A 20,720-nucleotide genomic window follows, 5' to 3' on the forward strand; every position below is an offset into this window, starting at 1 on the left:
TTGGCAGTTATTAACTACTTATTATCAGCAAATAGCTTGTCTAGTGTCTGCTCAAACTCATGATAGTTCAAGAAATCATAGAGCTCCATGCGAGTCTGCATGGTATCGACGACTTTGTCTTGTGTGCCATCATCTAATAAGTGCTGATAAACGTTCAATGCCGCTTTGTTCATAGCGCGGAAGGCAGATAGTGGATATAGCACCATCTCGACACCCACACTATACAACTGATCAGTGGTATATAGATCCGTCTGACCAAACTCTGTCATGTTTGCTAGTACCGGAATATCCAACACATCAGTGAACTTACGATACATCTCGATATCGGTCAGCGCTTCTGCAAAGATCATGTCTGCACCCGCTTCTTGAAATGCGACGGCACGTTCAACAGCAGCATCCAAACCTTCTACTGATAGGGCATCTGTACGAGCCATCACTACAAAGTCAGGGTCAGTCTTGGCATCCAACGCCGCTTTTAGACGGTCGACCATTTCTGAAATACTAACGATTTCTTTGTTAGGGCGATGACCGCAACGTTTTTGCGCCACTTGGTCTTCGATATGTACTGCCGCGACGCCTGCTTTTTCCATCTTTCTGATGGTTTGGGCGATGTTAAACGCGCCACCAAAGCCCGTATCGATATCGACAAGCAGCGGGGTATCGACTGCATCAGTGATACGGCGAGCATCTTCTAGTACGTTATCAAGGCTGGTCATACCGAGATCAGGTAAACCAAATGAGGCATTGGCCACGCCAGCACCGGAGAGGTACAACGCTTGGTGACCAACTTGGGTCGCCATCATCGCTGTATAGGCATTGATAGCGCCTGCAATCTGTAATGGTTGGTTGTTATCATTTTTTTGAGTGAGAGCATTGCGAAAGCGCGCGCCTGCTGAAGATGAAGTCATATGATTGTCCTTACATGGAGGGAAAATATTCTAATTGTTGTAGCTGATTATACTCAATTATTCATGCCTGAAAAGTTTGAGTTCTCAATTAATATTTAATTTAAATAATAATCGAATGTAATTTTTTTAATAATATTCATTATTCAAATAGCATTATGCAGTTATTGGTAATTTCTTATGATAAGTATTCATATTGCTTAAAATCACAGCTTTTAGAACCTTCTGTTTTTTACATTTAGTTACAATTAATAAAAGTGTATTGTCTTATTAGTATAATTACACCCATTAAAAAGCCCCAACAGCTAGGCTATTAGGGCTTATGTTTCGCTTAAATAAGATTGCTAAGTGCTGAGTTTTAAATAGGCAAAAGCTTAAGAAAATAGACCTGCAAGATTGGCCAAGAACAATAACGCGAAGCCTGCTAAGAATATCAAGCCCGCGATAGACAGAGCATTCATACCTGCTGACAATTTCTTATGCTTTTTAACCAGTGAGTAGTTTAACCAACCAAAAATTGGCGCAGAGACGAACGCCGATATCATGGCAAACTTAAGCATAGCGCCTAGTTGTCCTGTGAAGAAAGTGATAATTACTAGACCACCACCGATGGCATAGGTCGTCCAAAAAGCGATTTGCTTTTTATTGATTTCACTTTCACCTTTTAGCAAGCGCCAGCATTCAGCATTAGCGCGTCCGTAGCCATCAGCACAAGTGATGGTCGTGCCAAACATACACATAAAGGCGACGAAAGCGACCAGCAATCTCGACCATTCACCAATGGTTGCGGTATACATATTGATCAACTGGTTGATATAAGCACCGCCGACCAACTCAATCTCTTGTCCTGATCCGTACTGGACAAACACACCTAACGATAAGAAGAACAACGCCAATATCGCTGAAACTGCATAGCCAACGTTAAAATCTAACAAACCTTGGCTATGCGTGGTGTGATCTGCTTTGACTTTGGCAGAGGTCCACATAGAGGTAATTGCAGCAAACTCAAGCGGCGCAGGCATCCAGCCCATGAGTGCTACGATGAAGCCTAACGTGGCTAAATTCCAAGGAGAGGCCGCCACAAAATCTACAGCCATAACGGTTGGCTTGCCAGCAGCAATGATAACTGCAGCAACAGTAGCCGTGGTAAGCGCAATCATAATCCACTTAGTCACACCGTCGAGCAACTTATAATGCCCTGCAATCAAAAAGAACCAAGAGACCGCGACGATAATGAGAGATAACGCCATTGTCGACAGACCAAGTGAGGCTGGCAACATAAAGCCCAAAATTACGGCAGCAATAAGTGAAACCGCACCCGTACTAATAACCGCTGACAAGATAGAAAGAATAAAATATACCCAAAGATATACCTTTGAGCGTTTGGCATAGCCTGCAATCAAACTCTCGCCAGTATCGTAGACGTAGTCAGTTGCAAAGCGAAAAAACGGATACTTAAACACGTTGGCCAATACAATCATAATGGCCAATTGCCAGCCATAGATAGCGCCCGCCTGTGTTGATGAAATTAAATGCGAACCACCGATGGCAGCAGTTGCCATCAAAATACCTGGGCCAAAGATGCGCCAGCTAAAGCCTTCTTGTTGCGAGGCAACGCTATCGTCAGGGGCACTCGGGTTGTTGAGTTGTTGTGTGGACATGAATACCTCGAAATGGTTAAAACAGCAAATTATCACTTACCTGTGTCAGCTTGCCAATGATCAGAAAAGAACGTCCTATAAACCGTCTAAATATAAAACGATTTACATCGTATCGACTTTATCACACCAACACTGTCTAGGAGAATGATTATTCTAGTTATTATTACTATTTGTTTGCATTGCTATTCTTGTTAGTTAGCATACTTATAAAATAATATCAATATTTAAAATTAATTATTTTTGGCGGTTCTTTATAACACAATATTCATCGGATATCTGCCCATTTAGCCTTGTGACACAAAATTTTGCTGCCGATAAGTAATGCCGCGCTGTTCGTAGACGTGATAAATGGCTGTGAGCAAGTCAGGTATTTTTGGGTGTACAAAGTCTTTGAGGGTGTGTAAATAAATAGGGGAGGTGACATTTTCATGAACCAAACGTTGGTAGCTGATCTGTTCCGTACGTACGGTTTGCAAGCTGGCAGGCACCAATGTAATACCTTCTCCTGCCGCGACCAGTCCCAATGCTACCTGCAAATCGCTGACTGTCGTGGTCATAAAAGGTGAGATGCCATACTGGGCAAATAGATGTAATAAAGGCTCAGTAATAGGCTCGCTAGATGCTGATTCATGAGTAGCAGCACGGTTGACTCTATTTGTAGACAGCTTGTCGTTTGCTTGGGTCACTGCTTCTGTCGTCACCGTGGACGAGACTGGCAAATGTGTTTGATGATATAAAATTAAGCGATTGTTCGCTAGGTCTATCAAGCGTTGCTTACGTACATTGGCAAGCGGGTGCGATTTTGGCAATGCCACCACGTAGCGTTCATGACGTAGCAGAATCTGCTGAATCCATGGATCTTGATGGGCAAATCGGCCAAAACCAATATCAATCTCACCAGACTTGAGTGCATCTATTTGTTGATATGAGCTGATGTCTTTTAAATTAACGTCGATATCAGGGCTGAACTGTTTAAGCGTGGCAATGATTTCAGGCAACAGGCCATATAGTACTGAGGGAACAAAACCTATATTTAAAACGCTGCTGGGTGCTGATAGACGCTGAGTCATACTAGTCACAGTTTCAATCTCGGTCAGTATGGTGCTTATTTTATCGTAGAAAAAACTACCCGCTTCAGTCAAATGTAGTGGCCTGTGGTAGCGATCAATAAGCACCACGCCCATATCAGTCTCTAACTGTTTTAGCAATCGACTCAGGCTTGGCTGTGACAGTCCTGTTTTGGTGGCGGCAGCGCTAAAGCTGCGCAAATCTGCAACCGCGATAAACGCATTAAGCTGTTTTAAATCCATACTATTGAGCCTGTCATAGTCTATGCTATCTCTACATAGAACAGTTCTTAAGGTTGATTTATCATATTATTTAGAATAGTCCTTATCAATATTAGCGCTATCCCATAAATTGTGCTTGAAGATAATAGGTCGAGCAACTATATTGTTGGCTAATAACACTGTTACACTATAGTAAGAAAATTCATTCTAGCAATCATTTAACACCAGTAGAAAAACTGGTTTGGTATTATTCTATGAGCGACGAAAAAAAAGACGCTGGCACCGATTTTGATGAAAAATTGGCTAGAATTATTGACCAAAAATCGCGTAAGCGTAATAATAATGACATCTACGAACGCTTTATCAATCGAGTCCATGGTTCTGAAGAGAACGATCAGGCTGAGTTTGAAACACTAGAAAGTGCAAAGAACCTTGCCGCTTTCGAACCCTTGAGCACAGAAGAGTTGCAACTGTTTGAAGATCAAAGCAGTGAGCAAGAATTATTGCTAGAAACAGAAAATGCTACAGCAGCAAACACCACCTCTAAAGCCTCAAATACAAGTACATTATTTGAAAATGTATCTGAAAATCATGTGCTGAATATCGCTAATGATAGCGACAGTATTAGTATTGATGTCAATGATGTCAGTTCAGATACAGAGGCCTCAGAATATATAGATCGCAACAATATAGATAGTAGCAATCAAACAGAGTCATCCTCTACGATTGACCATAGTGAATCTAACATAAATGAGATATCGGATGATGATTCTTTAAACATCTCTTTAAAAATTGAGGATGTGTCTGAATCAGTTATCGAAGAGCCAGTCATAGACAACAAAGTAATCCAAAGCAAGAAACCTCTTATTATGGCTATGGCTATGGCGATTGGTTTAGTTGTATTGGTTGCTATTGGATTAATGCTTATATTTTCAGGAGTCTTATTTACTTCTGCGGTTGATAGTATAGACAACAGCACTGATGGCAACGTAGAGAGAGACAGTAAACCAGCCACTACTCAGCAAGATACTTTGGGCAACAATAGTCAGGACCTGCCAGCTGCTAATGAATTAGAGTCAACTTCTAAAGATCCTACACCAGAAGATGATGCCACTGTTATGGCTACTGAAGAAGCTGCTATAACTTATGAAGATTTTAGACAAGAGTCACAGACCACCTTATACCGCGAAACCAATGATTAAAGGATTTACGTTTTATACCATTTTTAACAGTTAGATAACCGTCTATCAATTTATTCGAGACGTTCGTACTAGAAATCGTTGTAATACAATATAAAATTCGTATCATTATGTAATAGGCACGGTTATGTGCTATTAGTGATATGAATTAGACGGTACGTAACTATGAATGAGTCAGAAAACGTGAATAATGATATCGAGCCAAAAAGCATCAGACCCCGTAGTCTTGTTTTTGCTATTATCAGTGTCATCTGTATTGTTCTAATATCTGCTTTCTATATGTCTAACCGTATCTCTTCCACGCTATCTCAAGCGTCGACGACTAATAACGGTTTAACAGTCAGCAATATTACTAAAGAGGCTAATGCTAATCAGACTGTACAACAGCATTCGAATAGCCAAAACCAACCTAGAAAATCTATAGTTATTGACGGTCATGAAGATGACACTGTCATTAGCTATCATGACTTCAAGCAAGAAGCGCAAAATGTGCTATTTCGTGAGGAAGAAAAGATCATACAAGCCAAGTACAGTACACATGGTATTACGCCTGCTGTCAGCGCTGCAGACTTTAGAATAGAATCACATAAAACATTATATCGTGAATCCAGTTATTAGGGCTGCTATTAGCACTATAAGATTATGATAACTATAAGTCAGTAAGTGAATAATATTAAGCCCCATTTCTCTTCTCTCATGTTTAGAGAGGAGAAATGGGGCTTTTTTTGTGGGCTCAGTGCTCAATGCTTTAGCTAGCTTGTGAATCGTCTTAAGCCAGTTGCTTTTTGAGCGTTCTTAAGCGGCTTTTAAATTCTGAGCGGTCAACATAACAGCCTTTGAGACGACGTTCACCGACATTTTCATCAAATGCGTTACGCCCATGCAGGACTCGGCGGTTATCAAAAACGACCATTTGACCCGCTGCTAATTTTAATTCAATCTTATAGCGACTGTCTTTTAGTCGGGCCATTAGCTCTCGATAAGCAAGGTAGTAGTCGTACATAACGTCACTTGGTAAATCGAAAACATCTGCAAGATGGGCGTTGTATTTGATTTCTACAATATTGCCAAAGTTGTCTAGATTGATGACAGGGTGGTGCTCACGGATATCATGGGCAGTGTCATGAAAACGAAAGGGGATGGTATATTCGGCCAGCAAGCGAAAATACTCCGGCTGCTCTTCTCGTAAACCTTCTAACACCTTTAACCCATCTACGAAAGTAGATTCGCCGCCTATGCTTTCATTACTCAAAAAATGCAAAAATTGATAGCCTGGAGGCAGTTCCTGATTTGGCAAGTCGGTATGCAAAGGTAATGAGAGCGAGGTATAAGCCAAATTGATTGGCGAATTTTCTGATATCACATCAAAGGTCATACCGAAATTAGTCTGCCGTAAATAGTCGACTCGCATGGCGGTCTGTACGCCAGCATCAGAGTCATCTGGCATATTATCAATGATAGTAAGCCCATATTTATCCAGCGCACTCATCCACTCATATAAAGCACTGTCACTGGTCATGATGCTCTGTTGGTCATACATCGGAATGTGGTCAATAAACGTGCCATCCCAACTTTCATAAGGACTGCTATGATCCTTGGCCAATGCACTAGAATACCCAAACTCACGTAACCAGCTTTGTTCAAAGTGGCTGATATGCGCTTGTTCTGACCATTCAATCGTTAGCGTTGTATCATCAAAAGAGACAGAGAGTGGATGGATATCTTTTGAGACACTCAGCAAATCAAAGCTACGCTCGCCAGTGTGCGGATGAAAAGCTGATGGGCAGTTATCACGCAGCCAGATATAGTGATACGTACTGTCGATACCATCATTCCAGCGTATTTGAATGGCGTGATCAATGAGCGCAACGGATTCTATTTGATAGTCAGTTGCTACGTCGATGTCTAGAGATGGTGTTGATTGAGGCGTTTCCATTGGAGCAGACCCTACATATACATGAAGTAAAAATATATTTTACGGTATCTTGTTCGGATCGGTTATTCAAACAATGAATTACGAATCACCTAATAGGCAATATCAATCAACGCAGTACTAAACTGCGATTGATATCTGGCGAGATATTTTTTGAAGGGTTTTGAATAATATTAAGGCTTCGCGAACGAAGCCTTAATATTTGCGACAATTGGTATAAGCTTTTTATTTATCCGAAAGCTAATTATCGAAAAGCTACCTTAACCAGTATTTCGTAACCCTGCAGCTAGCGCATTGATACTACGGATTAATGGATCTTCTACATTAAGGTCGCCATGTGCCGAATCGTTCGGGGCGTCCTGTTGTCTGGCACGCTTTAACAGCTCAATCTGGATATAGTTAATAGGATCTAGATAAGCGTCTCGCCATTGCAGGGATGAGGCAAGGTTTTGCTGATTGGATAATAAAGAGTCTTGTTCAAGCAGAGAGTTTAATCCTGAATTGGTCAGCGTGTATTCATCGGTGACCGCTGTCATGATTTTTTCGCGTAACGGCTTATCATCACACAGTTGGCTATAAGCCTCAGCGATATTCATATTGGCTTTGGTAAAGGCCATCTCGATATTACTGATAAATACGCTAAAGAAAGGCCAATGCTGATTCATCTCTTTCATCAATGCTTCGTCTTTTTTGACGCTATCTAATGCACTGCCTACGCCATACCAAGCAGGTAGGGTAAAGCGTGCCAATGACCAGCCAAATACCCAAGGAATCGCTCGCAAGGTGGTTTTACTTGGTAGGCCTTTTTTGCGATGGGCAGGACGTGAGCCAATGTTTAACAGAGATATTTCTTGTACTGGGGTGACCTCGGAGTAGAATTTATAAAACCCTTCGGTATGATCGGTCAGCTCTCGATAACGTTGTTCACCTGCATCTGCTAAGCGTGCAAACAGCGCTTCATACTCTGGCAACTCAGTCGGTTGTACCACAAACCTTGTCGAGCAGGCTTTGAGTGTGCCTGTGATTGCCATAGTTAGCTCAAACACAGCGGTGTCCGTATTGGCATACTTAGCATAGAGTACTTCGCCTTGCTCAGTTACCTTAATCTGCCCATGTAGCGTGCCTGCTGGCTGTGCCGCAATGGCTTTGTGCGTTGATCCACCACCACGGCTCACAGAACCGCCACGACCATGGAACAAGCGTGTTTTTATGCCATATTGCTCAGCAATGTTATTGATGGTTTGCTGTGCACTATAAAGCTGCCAAGCAGAGGTGATAATACCGCCGTCTTTTGATGAGTCTGAATAACCTAGCATAATCTCTTGCGTGTTGTCCGTGTTCTGTAGCAGTCCACGATACAGCGGATTGTCTAGCACGGCAGGCAAGATTTTATCGATATTTTTGAGATCTTCGATGGTCTCAAACAACGGTGCGACAGGTAGGTCAGCAGACAACTGACCTTCGTCATCAATTCTGCATAAGCCTGCAAACCGCATGAGCAGCAATACTTCTAGTAGCTGACTGGCATTATTGGTCATTGAAATGACGTAACTGCCAAAGGTGTCTTGGCCAACCAGTTTGCGTAGGGTGGCAACTGAATTCATCAGTGCCAACTGCTCGCGTGTTTTGTCTGCTAGGTTGTCAGTATAGATGAGTGGTGTGCCCGGTTTTTCTAGCAAGCGTGTTAGCCACTCTCGACGCTCTACTTCATTGAGCGTTTGATAATCTGGCAGGTTAGAGGCACTGGCAAAAATATCAGCAATGACTTCGCCATGATAAGACGATTCCTGACGGATATCGAGCGCAGCTAGATGGAAACCACAGGTTTTGACCAGACGAATCACATCGAGTAATAACCCATCTGCATGTGCTGTGTCATGAGTATTCACGCTATGACGGATAATGCGTAGGTCTTCTAGTAATTCTTCTGGGTTGGTATACGCATCTTTTTCGGCCTCGATATCCGTGCCTTTGCTTTGAATGCGGCGATTGGTGGCTTTGACTTTAGTCAGAATGATAGAGAGCAGTCGACGATAAGGCTCATTACTGTAATCATCGAGATTGTAGTCAAATACCCGCTGATCGAGCTCATCGTAGCTTTTTATTTTGTTATATACGTCAGAAGATACCGTCACGATAGTGTCGCTATGAATAAGCTGTCGGCGCAGTTTTTTGATCAATACTTGGTAGTGACGCAGCACGGTATCAGCATGCATCAACACGGCACGCTCTGTGGTTTCAAAAGTCACAAAAGGATTGCCATCTCTATCGCCACCGATCCAAGAACCAAAGCTCATAAAGGCAGGCAAGGGATAGTCTGTAAGCTCCGGATAGATATCGACAATGGCTTTTTTGATATTACGATATACTTTGGGAATCGCATTGAACAAACTGGCGTTAAAGTAATGCAGGCCGTTGTTAATCTCGTCATATACCAATGGTTTGCGCGTGCGCACTTCATCTGACGACCATAATAAGTCAATCGTTTGCGCAGTTTGCTCTTTGGCTTGCTCGTAGGCGAAGCTGTTTTCAGACACGTTGTTTAAAGCGTCGCTGTGGGCGAATAGACTTTGTAAGATATTCATCGTTGTACGGCGACGCGCTTCGGTAGGATGCGCCGTAAATACAGGTGTAAACTTTAGCTGATCAATCAGCTCTTGCATTTGAGCGGGCTCGATATTTCGTTCACGACATTCAAGCAAGGTACGGCGAAACGATCCTTCCCAGCTTTGCTCCGATTGCATACGCTGCGCATGACGTTGCTCACGCAAGTAGTTCTCTTCACTTAGATTGGCTAGGAAAAAATAGATAGAAAAGCCGCGTATGACGTTTTTTAGGGTTTGATTGTCCAAGGAAGCAATAAAATCGATAAGCTGCTGTTTATGTGCCTCATTCGGCTCACGGCGCTGTTGAATAAAGCCTTTGCGCAGTGTCTCAATCGTATCTAGCGTATGCTCACCAGATTGGCGAGAAATAGCATCACCTAATAATGAACCCAACAAGCTAGTGCGTTTACGTAGTACGTTGTTATCTAGTGTCATCTTCAACCTTCCTATCAAATGAGTGGATACAATACTATGGTTATCTTATACGTAATATCCTTATGGTTTTTTGCAATTTAACATAAATAGGTGAGGCCTGCTTGATGTTGATAGCAACTTTTTTACTAGTAGATACTGGCAGACCTCTAATGCACTATTATTAGAGCGATTTTTTGTGACCATGCTCATTGCTATATTCTATCCAAAAGTCCGCATTATCCACTCCAGCCTTTCTAGGGTCAAAGACAGGGTTTATACCTAATTTCATCTGCTCGTCGTAGTCTTTTAGAACTTTTAGAGCAACTTTACTTAGCAGTAAAATGGCAATGAAATTCAGGTAGCACATACTGCCAAACCCTATGTCACCTAACGCCCACATCATACCGATTGACTGAACACTACCAGTGAAACAAACGATTAAAAATACCAGTTTGAGTACATGCTTGAGAATGGGGTAGCGCAGTTTATTGTCCAAATAGACCAACGTAGTTTCGGCGATATAGTAATAAGCAACCAAGCAGGTGAAGGCGAATAAAAAAATAGCAATCGCAACAAAACCACTTCCATACTGGTTAAAGACAGTAGAGACAGCCGCTTGGGTAAATGCCGTACCAGCTTCAATACCAGGCATATTATCAACTAGGGTTACACCTTCAGGGGTCACCACGTTATACATGCCAGTTGATAGAATCATCAACGCTGTTGCAGTACAGACAAGCACCGTATCGATGTAGATAGAGAAGCTTTGCACTAAGCCTTGTTTGGCAGGATGTGATACTTCGGCTGCCGCTGAGCTAAAGGTCGCCTCACCAGCACCCGCAACGTTTGAGAAAACAGCACGGCGTACGCCCCAAGAGATAGCGGTCCCAACCATACCACCAAACACTGCATCCATGCCAAAAGCGCTCTTAAAGATAAGTGCAAACATTGCAGGGATATTTTGAGCGTTAAATGCCAATACAATCACCATCATGAGGATATAACCAATTGCCATGACAGGTACGACTTTTCCTGCAAAATTAGCAATACGCTTCACACCACCAAATATAATGATACCTAAGAGTACGACAAGGATAACTCCTGTTACAACGGGCGGTATATTAAATGCTGTATTAAAAGAGTCCGCAATGGTATTGGCCTGAACACCAGGCACTAACACGCCGTAAGATAGACAGGTCACGATAGCGACGATGATAGCAAAAGGTTTTAGCTTTAATCCTCTTTCAATATAGAACGGGGAGCCGCCACGATATTGATCACCGACCTTATGTTTGTATACCTGCGCTAAGGTAGACTCAATAAAAGCGCTAGCACCACCTAACACACCCATGAAAATCATCCAAAATACTGCCCCAGGGCCACCTGCTGCAATGGCTGTTGCAACCCCAGCAATATTACCCACACCAATACGTCCTGATAGCGCCATACAGAAAGCTTGGAAGGAGCTAATCCCTGCTGATGAGCTTTGTTTATCGAACAATAGCCTAATCATTTCTTTGAAATAACGGATTTGTACGGCACGAGTCATAATCGTAAAATATATGCCGACGCCTAACGCAAGATAGACTAGGGCGTCACTCCAAATATACCCGACGATAGTATTGATGATATTTTCCATAACTTTACTTCCTTGTAGTGTTTTCGGTTATGCTGACTTGGGCGTGGATAGCGAACAATGTCAGTTTTTAGTTCACCAACCAGATAGTTTTGGTTTGGGTATACTGGGACAACGCCTCTAAGCCATTGTCACGACCGCCGAAGCCAGATTGTTTATAACCACCAAAAGGTGTCGTAATATCGCCTTCAGAAAAGCCATTAATCGAGACGGTACCAGCTTTAATAGCGGATGCCACGCGGAATGAGCGATGGACGTTTTGTGTATAAAAGGAAGCGGCAAGCCCATAATCACTCTGATTGGCGAGCTGAATAGCTTCCTCTTCGGTTTCAAAACTTGTGACAGCTAAAAGTGGACCAAAAACTTCTTCTTTAAACAGCGTCATATCCGGGCTGACATTATCAAAGACGGTAGGCTCGATATACCAGCCACTACCGAGTTCATCGTGGATACGTCCACCTGAGATCAAACGAGCACCCTCCGTTTTTGCAGTATTGAGATGTGATATTACTTTCTCAAAATGCGCTTTTTCGATCATTGGGCCAATAGCGACCTCGGGGTCGTACGGATGACCCACCTTCCAAGACTGAAGACCTTCTTTTAATAGCGTTAACAAGGCTTCTTTTTGGCTAGAGTGGACAAGTAGACGTGAACCACAGCTACAGTTTTCGCTCATATTCCAAAAAGCAGCGGATAAAATATGCTCGATGGTTTGTTCGTTGATAATGGCATCTGCAAAGACGATTTGAGGGCTTTTGCCACCACACTCTAAGACGACTTCCTTAAGGTTGCTTTGTGCAGAGTACTGTAGAAACAGTCGACCGACTTCGGTTGATCCTGTAAAAGAAACCATATCAACATCCATATGCTGACCGAGTGCCGCACCTACTTCTTCACCAAGCCCACAGACTAACTGCAACGCCGCTTTTGGCACGCCAGCCTCGTACGCCAATTGTGTTAATCGATATGCTGAGAGCGAGGTTAATTCAGCAGGTTTAACAATGACTGAGTTGCCAGTTATTAATGCGGGTGCAACTTTCCATGCATACATTTGTGCTGGAAAGTTCCATGGTAGTACTGCACCCACTACACCGATAGGCTCTTGTACCACAAGGCCTAGCGCATCAGCTCCAGTAGGAGCAACCTTGCCAAAAACTTTATCAGCCGTTTCGGCGTACCATTCAAAGGTTTCAATCGTAGCGGGTAGGTCAGTGTTGAGACATTCCGTAATAGGCTTGCCTGCATCGACGCAATCTAAGGCAGCTAACTCATCCATATGCTCATGCATTAACTGACACCAACGCTGCATGATAGCTTTGCGCTCTGCAGGAGACATCCGTCGCCACTCACCCTGTTCAAAAGCGTCTCGGGCTGCCGCGACCGCCGTATTAACATCTTGCTGACTCCCATTAGCAATACTACCTATGCAGGTATTATCAATAGGGCTGTAGTTAGGGAGTGTTGTCTCGGATACTGGTGCTGTGGTATCTATTAAATGGCCTGCCCAAAGCTGTTGGTTGCTGGCGAGTTCGAAGACTTGTGCTGTGGTCATACTCATTAGATTGTCCTTTTCTATACAATGGTAGGAACGATAAGAATGGTTCGATGTATCAAGACAGAAGTGCTAAAAATGACTGAGTCTCTTCTTTTGACATATCAGTCAAAGGTAGTCGTACTGATCCAACATTAATGCTCCCGTTAATGCAGCCTGCTTTGGCCTTTTGGTTATAGTTTCCAGACTCCATAGAGTGGATAGCAGGATACATGGCTGTCATTAGTTCTTTAGCACGGTTCCAATCGCCTTTTTTTGTGGCTTCAAACAATGCAACTTGTTCTGCTGGAAATACGTTAGCCGCACCAGCGATCCAGCTCTTAGCACCCCAAAAGAAGAAATCTACTGGTTGGTCATCACAACCACAAACCACTTCAAAGTTTTCAAAATCAGCCTGTAGCATACGTAATGCATGGCTAAAATCGCCGCTGCTTTCTTTGACACCTACAATATTGGGATGTTTGGATAAATGCGCGACGGTTTCAAATTCAATGCTCACACCGACGCGTGCTGGAAAATTGTACATAATGATAGGTAGGTCAGTGGCATCAGCGACAGTTTCAAAATGCGCAATAATACCGTCTTGGTCTGGTAGGCTATACGGATTGGCTGATAACATTAAGCCGTTGTAACCCAAGTTTTTGGCTTGATGAGCAAGTTCGATAGAATGGTTGGTCGATAAACTATTGATACCTGCAATCAGAGTGACTTTGCCTTTGGCAGCGTCAGCGATAGTGGTCAAAACCAGCTCACGCTCTGCAGGCGAGAACGTGTAGTATTCCCCCGTTGTACCGCAAGCTACGATTCCGGTAACGCCTTTCTCTATGAATACATTGACCAGTTCGGTTAACTTTTGAGTATCAATATCTCCATTAACATCGAAAGGAGTAACGATAGGGACTAAAACGCCATGAATGTTCATATAAATATCCTTATTTGGAAGTAAAAGCCGTTAGTAAGCCATGAGCTATTAGCGACGTTGTTGGTTCTATGAATTGTCATAGAGATAAGATGTTCGATTATTATTTAAAAGACTTACGTTTGAAGCGATTTAGACGATAGGCAGTAGGATCTACCATGGCAGTATCGCCAAAATACATAGCCGCGATCATCTGTGCGCTTACCACAGCTTGGGTCAGACCTAGATGCTGATGACCAAAGTTTAAAAAGACTGAATTACGTCTATCTATGATGGGTAGTGAGTCTGCTGTAGAAGGTCTAAACCCCATCCATTGCGTATTGCTATCACTATCTAGTGGGGTCTTTAGCATTGCTTGAGCTTGTTTCAACAGCATATTCGCACGGTTCATGTTTGCTGGCGCCTCAAGTCCTGCATACTCAACAGTGCCAGCCAAGCGCAGCCCTTTTTCCATTGGTGTCATAATAAAGCGACGGTCCATGCTAGAAATAGGGATGGTGAGACGCTGACTTTCGTTAGGAAGCATCAGGTGATAGCCTCGCTCTGTATCCATTGGTACTGAGACGCCTGTTAGCTGTTTGGCTAAGGCTTTGGAATGAGCTCCTGCGGCGAGCATAATTTTGCTGGCATGAAGCTGCTTTTGTGTCGTCGTCAAACGAATACCATCAGTTATTACTTCCGCGCTCAGAACACGGCAGTTTTCATAAATTTGACCACCAAGCGATCTAAAAATAGTGCTTAATTTATGGGTAATGGCTTCTATATTGGTGATATGCCCTGTCTCTGGAAAAAACAAAGCACCCAGTTGATTGTCTTTTAACGCAGGCTCAAGATCTGTCAGTGCTGACTGTGAGAGTAGGTTGTTAGAAACCCCTAAACTATTTAAGCGTTGACCATGTTCAGTCAGCACTTTTAGGCTGTTGGGCGTCTCTGCAGTTAATACAGAGCCTTGTATTTGCACCCAAGAATGTAACTGCCACTCTTTGGCAAAATCTTGCCAAGCTTGAAGGCTCTGTGCATTTAATGCCAAAAGCGCTTGGTGACTACGTGCAAATGGTTCGGTACGCATATTAAGTAATAACTTGAATGCCCATGGTGCTAAGCGTGGAAGGTAGCGCCAATCTATCCGCAGAGGCCCTTCAGGGTTGAGTAGCATGGCAGGAACATGTCGTAGGATACTGGCATCAGCAATAGGGAAAACCTGTTCAGTGGCAATGTGACCTGCGTTACCATAAGTTGCACCGCGAGCGATTTTATTAGCTTCCAAAATTGCAACTTTTACCCCACGAGACTGTAGGGTAACCGCAGCACATAGTCCGATAATGCCACCACCGATGATATGTATATCAAACACTTGTGTGTCCATGAGAGTCTCGCTTTTTTGACCTTACTGAGCAGTGATTGGTTACTTCCTAGAAGCTATATAAACTGGTATCTATAAAGAAATACCCCATTTGAACGGATCGCTGTCTTGAACGATGAGCGAGGTCTCTGCACATACGTAGGCGTACCCTCGGATCGTGGGGATAATAGTATTGATAGGGTGGTTATGAAGAGAGCTATGATGACTAAGCACATCAATAGGCTGATAGCTGGCACTAAAGACACTGCCAATGATGCTTTGCTGATACCAAGTCTCACCAGGTGCGAGTACATTGTCTGCGGCTAAGCAAGCCAATTTGGCACTGGTTCCAGTACCACAAGGAGAGCGATCGTAGGCAGATCCAGGGCATAATACGAAGTTTTTGCTGTTAGTGCCGGCGAGATCGCTCTTGCCAAACAGTTCTATATGATTAATTTCGCCATTGTCAGCACCCGTGATTCCAGACTTATGAAGAGCTTTTTTGATCTGTATGCTAAATTGAGTAAGCGCCTCAACATTATTGGCTTCAATAGCTTGCTTATGATCGTTGACTAAGAAAAACCAATTACCACCCCAAGCGATATCTCCATAGATAGGACCGATATCGGGTACTTGAACTTCTACTTGTTTTTGGTAGCGATAAGAGGGGATATTCTGGACGCTACAACTACCATCATCATGCAAGGTTGCTTTAACTAGGCCTACGCTTGTTTCTAGATAGTGATCACCAGCGGTTATCTTTTGTTGATAAGCTAGAGATGTAATAACGCCGATAGTGCCATGGCCACACATACCTAAATAGCCATGATTATTAAAGAAGATCACGCCAGCCGTGGCACGAGGATCAGAAGGCGGGCACAAAATCGCTCCGACAAGCACATCATTACCACGAGGTTCTAGGATAATACTTTGACGTAAATGATCGAAATTCTGTTTGAAGTCTTGAAGTTTTTCTTGAATAGATTGCCCACTAAGCTCAGGAAATCCTGCATACACCATACGAGTAGGTTCACCGCCAGTATGCGAATCAATAATCTTAAGAGTGAAAAGCGTATCAAACATGACTGCCTACCTGATTCATCCGTGAGTTAATATACTGTTAGCGTTATTCATAAATGAACAAGGCGTAAATATAGAATGACGTTTTTCAGAAAAGCAGTCTTGATGTTTTTATATGAATAAATGCGCATTTCTGCACAGGCTATAAAGATATTTAGGAGTATAAATATTGTGTAGCACCCTAAAATACCTGAAAAGCTCAACGACAAGCTTGAGATGCTATATGAGAATATACCGATGCGGCCGTTAGTATTAGAAACACCTACAAAACAACTGTCAAAGCACCTACAGACTTATCAACCAGCCAATTTTGCTGAGTTTGTTGGCAATATATCGTTATTGATGCCTTTGTTTGAGACTATGAAAAATGTGGTGTTTTTTGTTAAAGATGATCAAGCATGCTATCGAATAGTCAGTAAAACGCTCATTAGACGTAGCGGGCTTAAGAACAAAAAAGCACTGATAGGACTGACTACAGAGCAAGTATTTTTGAAGTCTCAAGGCAAGGATTATCTCAATCAGGATTTAAGAGTATTAAAGGAAGGCAGGGAGATTATTGATAAACTAGAACTTCATAGCTATGCATCAGGACAGCTGGGATGGTGTATCACGCAAAAAATCCCCGTCTATGATGTAAAAAATCATATTGTAGCAATGGTAGGTATATCAGTAGATATTGATGAAGATAACGAGCGGATATTACGCAAACACGCTCGATTGGCAAGCGTAGATCAATACGTACGAGACAATCTTGATCAAAAAATTAATATTGGTCAATTGGCGAAATTGGCAAATCTTAGTCAATCGCAATTGGAGCGTACCTTCAAAGCAGTGCTCAATATGTCACCCATTCAGTTTGTACAAAAAATGCGCTTAGAGCATGCCATTCGACTATTAGCGAATCATAAGCTAACAGTAACTCAAGTCTCCTTAAACTGTGGATACGGTGATCATAGCGCCTTTAGTCGACAGTTTAAGCAGTTTACTGGCATGTCTCCTGTGAACTTCCGTAAAATACATTTCAAAGAGCCATAAATAAGTGCAAAAAAATATGGTTTTTGACTCTAAAATAACTCTCTAACGACTCCGAAGCTCATCTATATAATCTGCCCAATCTTGCATCATCTGTACCCTAGTATCGATTTCATCAAGTCTGTTGTAAGCCCCGCCATGTGTGTCTTTGATACGATGACCCAGTTGTAATTCTGTGACGATGTCAGAATAGCGTAGCTCAGACTGTTCCATAAGCAAGGTTTTAGCCGATGCTCGAAATCCATGCGCACATTGCACGTCTTTGTATCCAAGCCGGTGGAATATCTGTACCAACGTCGCTTTACTAATATAAGCATTGCTTGAACCGCGCATCGACGCAAATACATATTCCTTATGCCCAGTAATTGACTGAATATTTCGTAATCGAGAAATCACTTGCGTGGCCAAGGGAACAACTAAGTGCGAGACCATATCATCACGACTTTCGCCTTTGGTCGGGGAGAATGCCCATGTATTATTGTCCCAATCGATGTCATCCCAACGCATCGAGCGCAGATCGATACTACGCACAAATACATAAGGCAATAAGTTCATAGCTTCTAGTGTGATTTTGCTTGCGCCTCTAAAATTGGACATATCCTTTAAGAGAGTCGCAAATTGATCTGGTTTGGTGATGGCTGGCAAGTGATGGCCTGAATTGGCAGGGGCAAGCTCACCACGGGTATCAATCGCCACATTTCTATCGCACAACCCTCGAGCAACAGCGAATGAAAATACCTTTTCAGTATACAGACGAGTGCTTGCACCAACGAAAGTCGCTTGGTTTTCATTGTTTTGAATCGACTCACACACACTTAGTATCATCTCGCTGGTGATATCCTCCATTCTTAAATCACCAATTTCTTGGCACATATATCCTAGGCATAAATCCCAGAACTTAAGGGTTGACTCACTGTATGACGGTTTTTTAGATTTACTTTGATTGCGACCTGCTGTTTTGTGTTCTCGCCATGCTTGAGCAATGTCATAAAATGGTGCGTTTTTTAGGTGAGTATATTTATTGGTTTGCTCTTTTTGCTGAATAGCTTTAGGGTCAGAGCCTTTTGCGACCATATCAAGAATGGTGTCTGCTTTATACTTAACCTCATGGAGACTGACATCCTCAATCTTACCCAACATCATCCTAGGACGTTTGCCCTCGATATGCGGATGGGAATAACGTAAGTAGTATTCCTTTTTGCCATTTGGATAAATACGAAGACTTAAGCCCGCCACACCTGAGACACTGACAAAATAATCTGTGTCTCGGCATTCGAGCTTATTGATATCGTTTGCAGTGTCGATAGCCATAATGTATATCCGTCATATGATAATTAAGGTTAATGATAGGTTTATGATTAATGACTTATAAAAAGTCTCTTCTGTAAAAAATATAGAAGTATTGGACACTGTCATGGACACTGATATTCGCTAGTATTTTTAGTAAAACCTTATAGAGTAATGGTTTTAACACTTAATTATCCCCAAGTGAACCTTGGGGATAATTATAGCATAGTGACCAAATATTGAGTAGGTTATGCGCTGAAAGGGTTACACGGCATTTTTACTAGTTATTTCGATACATAATTAAATGCAATTATGGTGTTCATGATTGATTTGGTAAGGAGTTGAACATATTTTCCACAAAACACGTGCTCCTGTACTCGCACAGAATATAAAAATCAGGGTCATAGTACTGCTCTATGCAAATTTGGAATGCATCAACTTTAAGGGATTTATAGAAAATATATAACGAAATGCTAAATATATTAAAAAATATTAATAGATAGCTCATTTCTCTTAAAAATGGCTTGGTAACAACAAATAGAGGGCTACTGTTTGTGGGTAGATAAGATTTATCGCTACGCAAAAGAAAATAGAGTCAGTTCTAATGATTTAACAGTCTGTCTATGATTTAAATTTGAAAGGTTATACGTGATGACTTAGGCATAGCGTTTAAAGACTAGATAAGATTAGAAATATTCGAAGGAGTTACAACGTCTGGCTGATTTTTTGCAATTAGATATAGGTTGGTGATATTGAGCGATGTCTAGCCACACAAATGATGGTTATCAGAAATAGGCGATTAGCATATCTATATTAAGGATTTAACCAGCGGGCATAGATAATAGATAAGCTATCGCAGACGAATAGCTATTATCATATCGCATAAGAAGCTAACGATGCGTTTGGATGTAGCCATTAGTATTATCGCAAATCATAAAATATTAATAACCAGTTATAGAGTGAGTTCAAGTTCTACCATTTAGTAAAAGTTAAAATTGACTGATGAAATGCGCATCCATGAAAATTATGAAGAATCAATTTTAGCAGGTATGAACTATGATCCGAAAGATTCCGTTGAATTAGACAGGACAGAGTTAGTCGGTGATAGCTAAACAGTTTGGTAGGATGTTTATATCCAGTAGCATCAGAAATACATGATTGTCATGTTTCTATAGTTAGTAAGGCTTAAACCTACGATCTAATAGACTTCATTTAACATAATATACATTATGCGAAAACAAACTAGCGGTTTTAGTAGCTAAGCGTAAAACCATTTATACCATGTCATCCTGATACCTTAACTCGGATTTGATATTAGTTATAGACTTTTACTAACGACAATTTTCAAGTAAATGCTGACGTAACGTTTTGTCATCCTGAGCTAAAACCACATCTGCAACTTGGCAATTTTTATCATTATCGTCACATGACAGCTCATAATAAATATCGCTACCTTGTGCCAAGCTAACCTGAACCAATCCTTGATCAGTTATTGAAAAATTTTTGTCTTGCATATAGTCAGGATCTTGCGAGTTCCAAAGTACATCGTAATCTATATTGCAGGACGTCTGAGTTTTCTCAAAATATTCTTGCTCAAGTTGCATGGCTGCTTGCAAGTCAGCATCAGCGTATTGCTGCAGCACTACAGGATTACTCATACCTTGATCATCAATATCTTGTTGGTACATTTTCGTGATGGTCGCAATCTTCATATTAGCCATGGCATTTTGTTTCTGATCTACTTTTGATACATCCGCTATAGCGTGACCGACAGGCATCAGTCCTATGGTCAATAGTAATGTCAGCGATTTATATGTTGGCATTTTATTCTCTGCGAGCTTTTGTCCTATAAGTGTTACCAACTA

At 42.0% G+C, this 20,720-nt stretch carries 15 protein-coding genes; 3 read left to right on the top strand and 12 right to left on the bottom strand.

The window, feature by feature from the left end:
* Window positions 1–14: 14 nt before the first annotated feature.
* From prpB to I3254_RS11015, 3 genes are all read right to left on the bottom strand, one after another.
* The gene (gene prpB / locus I3254_RS11005; protein ID WP_238052887.1) at window positions 15–908 is read right to left on the bottom strand and encodes a methylisocitrate lyase; all 894 of its coding nucleotides are present in this window, start codon (window positions 906–908) and stop codon (window positions 15–17) included.
* 371 nt (window positions 909–1,279) lie between these two features.
* Window positions 1,280–2,467 carry a divalent metal cation transporter gene (locus I3254_RS11010; protein WP_238052983.1) on the bottom strand — a complete coding sequence of 396 codons (1,188 nt, stop codon included), beginning with the start codon at window positions 2,465–2,467 and terminating at the stop codon, window positions 1,280–1,282.
* Between the two features lie 383 nt (window positions 2,468–2,850).
* Window positions 2,851–3,876, bottom strand: coding sequence for a LysR family transcriptional regulator (locus I3254_RS11015; RefSeq protein ID WP_238052888.1), 1,026 nt, complete (start codon window positions 3,874–3,876; stop codon window positions 2,851–2,853).
* A 233-nt stretch (window positions 3,877–4,109) separates the two neighbouring features.
* Between I3254_RS11015 and I3254_RS11020 the strand changes: the two genes are divergently transcribed.
* Window positions 4,110–5,057 (top strand): hypothetical protein, encoded by a 948-nt coding sequence (locus I3254_RS11020; protein WP_238052889.1) that lies wholly within the window; start codon window positions 4,110–4,112, stop codon window positions 5,055–5,057.
* A gap of 162 nt (window positions 5,058–5,219) precedes the next feature.
* A complete protein-coding gene (locus I3254_RS11025; protein WP_238052890.1) occupies window positions 5,220–5,672 on the top strand; it encodes a hypothetical protein in 453 nt (150 codons plus the stop codon).
* A 151-nt stretch (window positions 5,673–5,823) separates the two neighbouring features.
* On the opposite strand, the gene I3254_RS11030 is transcribed toward I3254_RS11025, so the two are convergent.
* The 7 genes from I3254_RS11030 to I3254_RS11060 all read right to left on the bottom strand — a co-directional run bounded on the left by I3254_RS11030 (window position 5,824) and on the right by I3254_RS11060 (window position 16,539).
* Entirely contained in the window at window positions 5,824–6,990 is a 1,167-nt protein-coding gene (locus tag I3254_RS11030; RefSeq protein ID WP_238052891.1) for a TauD/TfdA family dioxygenase, read from the bottom strand.
* 257 nt (window positions 6,991–7,247) lie between these two features.
* Entirely contained in the window at window positions 7,248–10,028 is a 2,781-nt protein-coding gene (gene ppc, locus I3254_RS11035; RefSeq protein WP_238052892.1) for a phosphoenolpyruvate carboxylase, read from the bottom strand.
* Between the two features lie 160 nt (window positions 10,029–10,188).
* The gene (locus I3254_RS11040) at window positions 10,189–11,646 is read right to left on the bottom strand and encodes an alanine/glycine:cation symporter family protein (protein ID WP_238052893.1); all 1,458 of its coding nucleotides are present in this window, start codon (window positions 11,644–11,646) and stop codon (window positions 10,189–10,191) included.
* A 67-nt stretch (window positions 11,647–11,713) separates the two neighbouring features.
* Window positions 11,714–13,201 carry an aldehyde dehydrogenase gene (locus tag I3254_RS11045; protein WP_238052894.1) on the bottom strand — a complete coding sequence of 496 codons (1,488 nt, stop codon included), beginning with the start codon at window positions 13,199–13,201 and terminating at the stop codon, window positions 11,714–11,716.
* Window positions 13,202–13,253: 52 nt separating this feature from the next.
* Window positions 13,254–14,117, bottom strand: a complete 864-nt coding sequence (dapA, locus tag I3254_RS11050; protein WP_238052895.1) for a 4-hydroxy-tetrahydrodipicolinate synthase — start codon at window positions 14,115–14,117, stop codon at window positions 13,254–13,256.
* 100 nt (window positions 14,118–14,217) lie between these two features.
* On the bottom strand, window positions 14,218–15,480 hold the full coding sequence (locus tag I3254_RS11055) for an FAD-dependent oxidoreductase (protein WP_238052896.1): 1,263 nt from the start codon (window positions 15,478–15,480) through the stop codon (window positions 14,218–14,220).
* Window positions 15,481–15,549: 69 nt separating this feature from the next.
* The gene (locus I3254_RS11060) at window positions 15,550–16,539 is read right to left on the bottom strand and encodes a proline racemase family protein (RefSeq protein ID WP_238052897.1); all 990 of its coding nucleotides are present in this window, start codon (window positions 16,537–16,539) and stop codon (window positions 15,550–15,552) included.
* A 234-nt stretch (window positions 16,540–16,773) separates the two neighbouring features.
* Here I3254_RS11060 and I3254_RS11065 point away from each other — a divergent pair, with 234 nt between their 5' ends.
* On the top strand, window positions 16,774–17,571 hold the full coding sequence (locus tag I3254_RS11065; protein ID WP_238052898.1) for a helix-turn-helix domain-containing protein: 798 nt from the start codon (window positions 16,774–16,776) through the stop codon (window positions 17,569–17,571).
* A gap of 42 nt (window positions 17,572–17,613) precedes the next feature.
* On the opposite strand, the gene I3254_RS11070 is transcribed toward I3254_RS11065, so the two are convergent.
* The gene (locus tag I3254_RS11070; protein WP_238052899.1) at window positions 17,614–18,879 is read right to left on the bottom strand and encodes a site-specific integrase; all 1,266 of its coding nucleotides are present in this window, start codon (window positions 18,877–18,879) and stop codon (window positions 17,614–17,616) included.
* A 1,307-nt stretch (window positions 18,880–20,186) separates the two neighbouring features.
* On the bottom strand, window positions 20,187–20,678 hold the full coding sequence (locus tag I3254_RS11075; protein WP_238052900.1) for a hypothetical protein: 492 nt from the start codon (window positions 20,676–20,678) through the stop codon (window positions 20,187–20,189).
* Window positions 20,679–20,720: the final 42 nt, after the last annotated feature.

Origin of the sequence: Psychrobacter sp. Ps2 (assembly GCF_022129405.1) — a bacterium.
Classification (GTDB): domain Bacteria; phylum Pseudomonadota; class Gammaproteobacteria; order Pseudomonadales; family Moraxellaceae; genus Psychrobacter.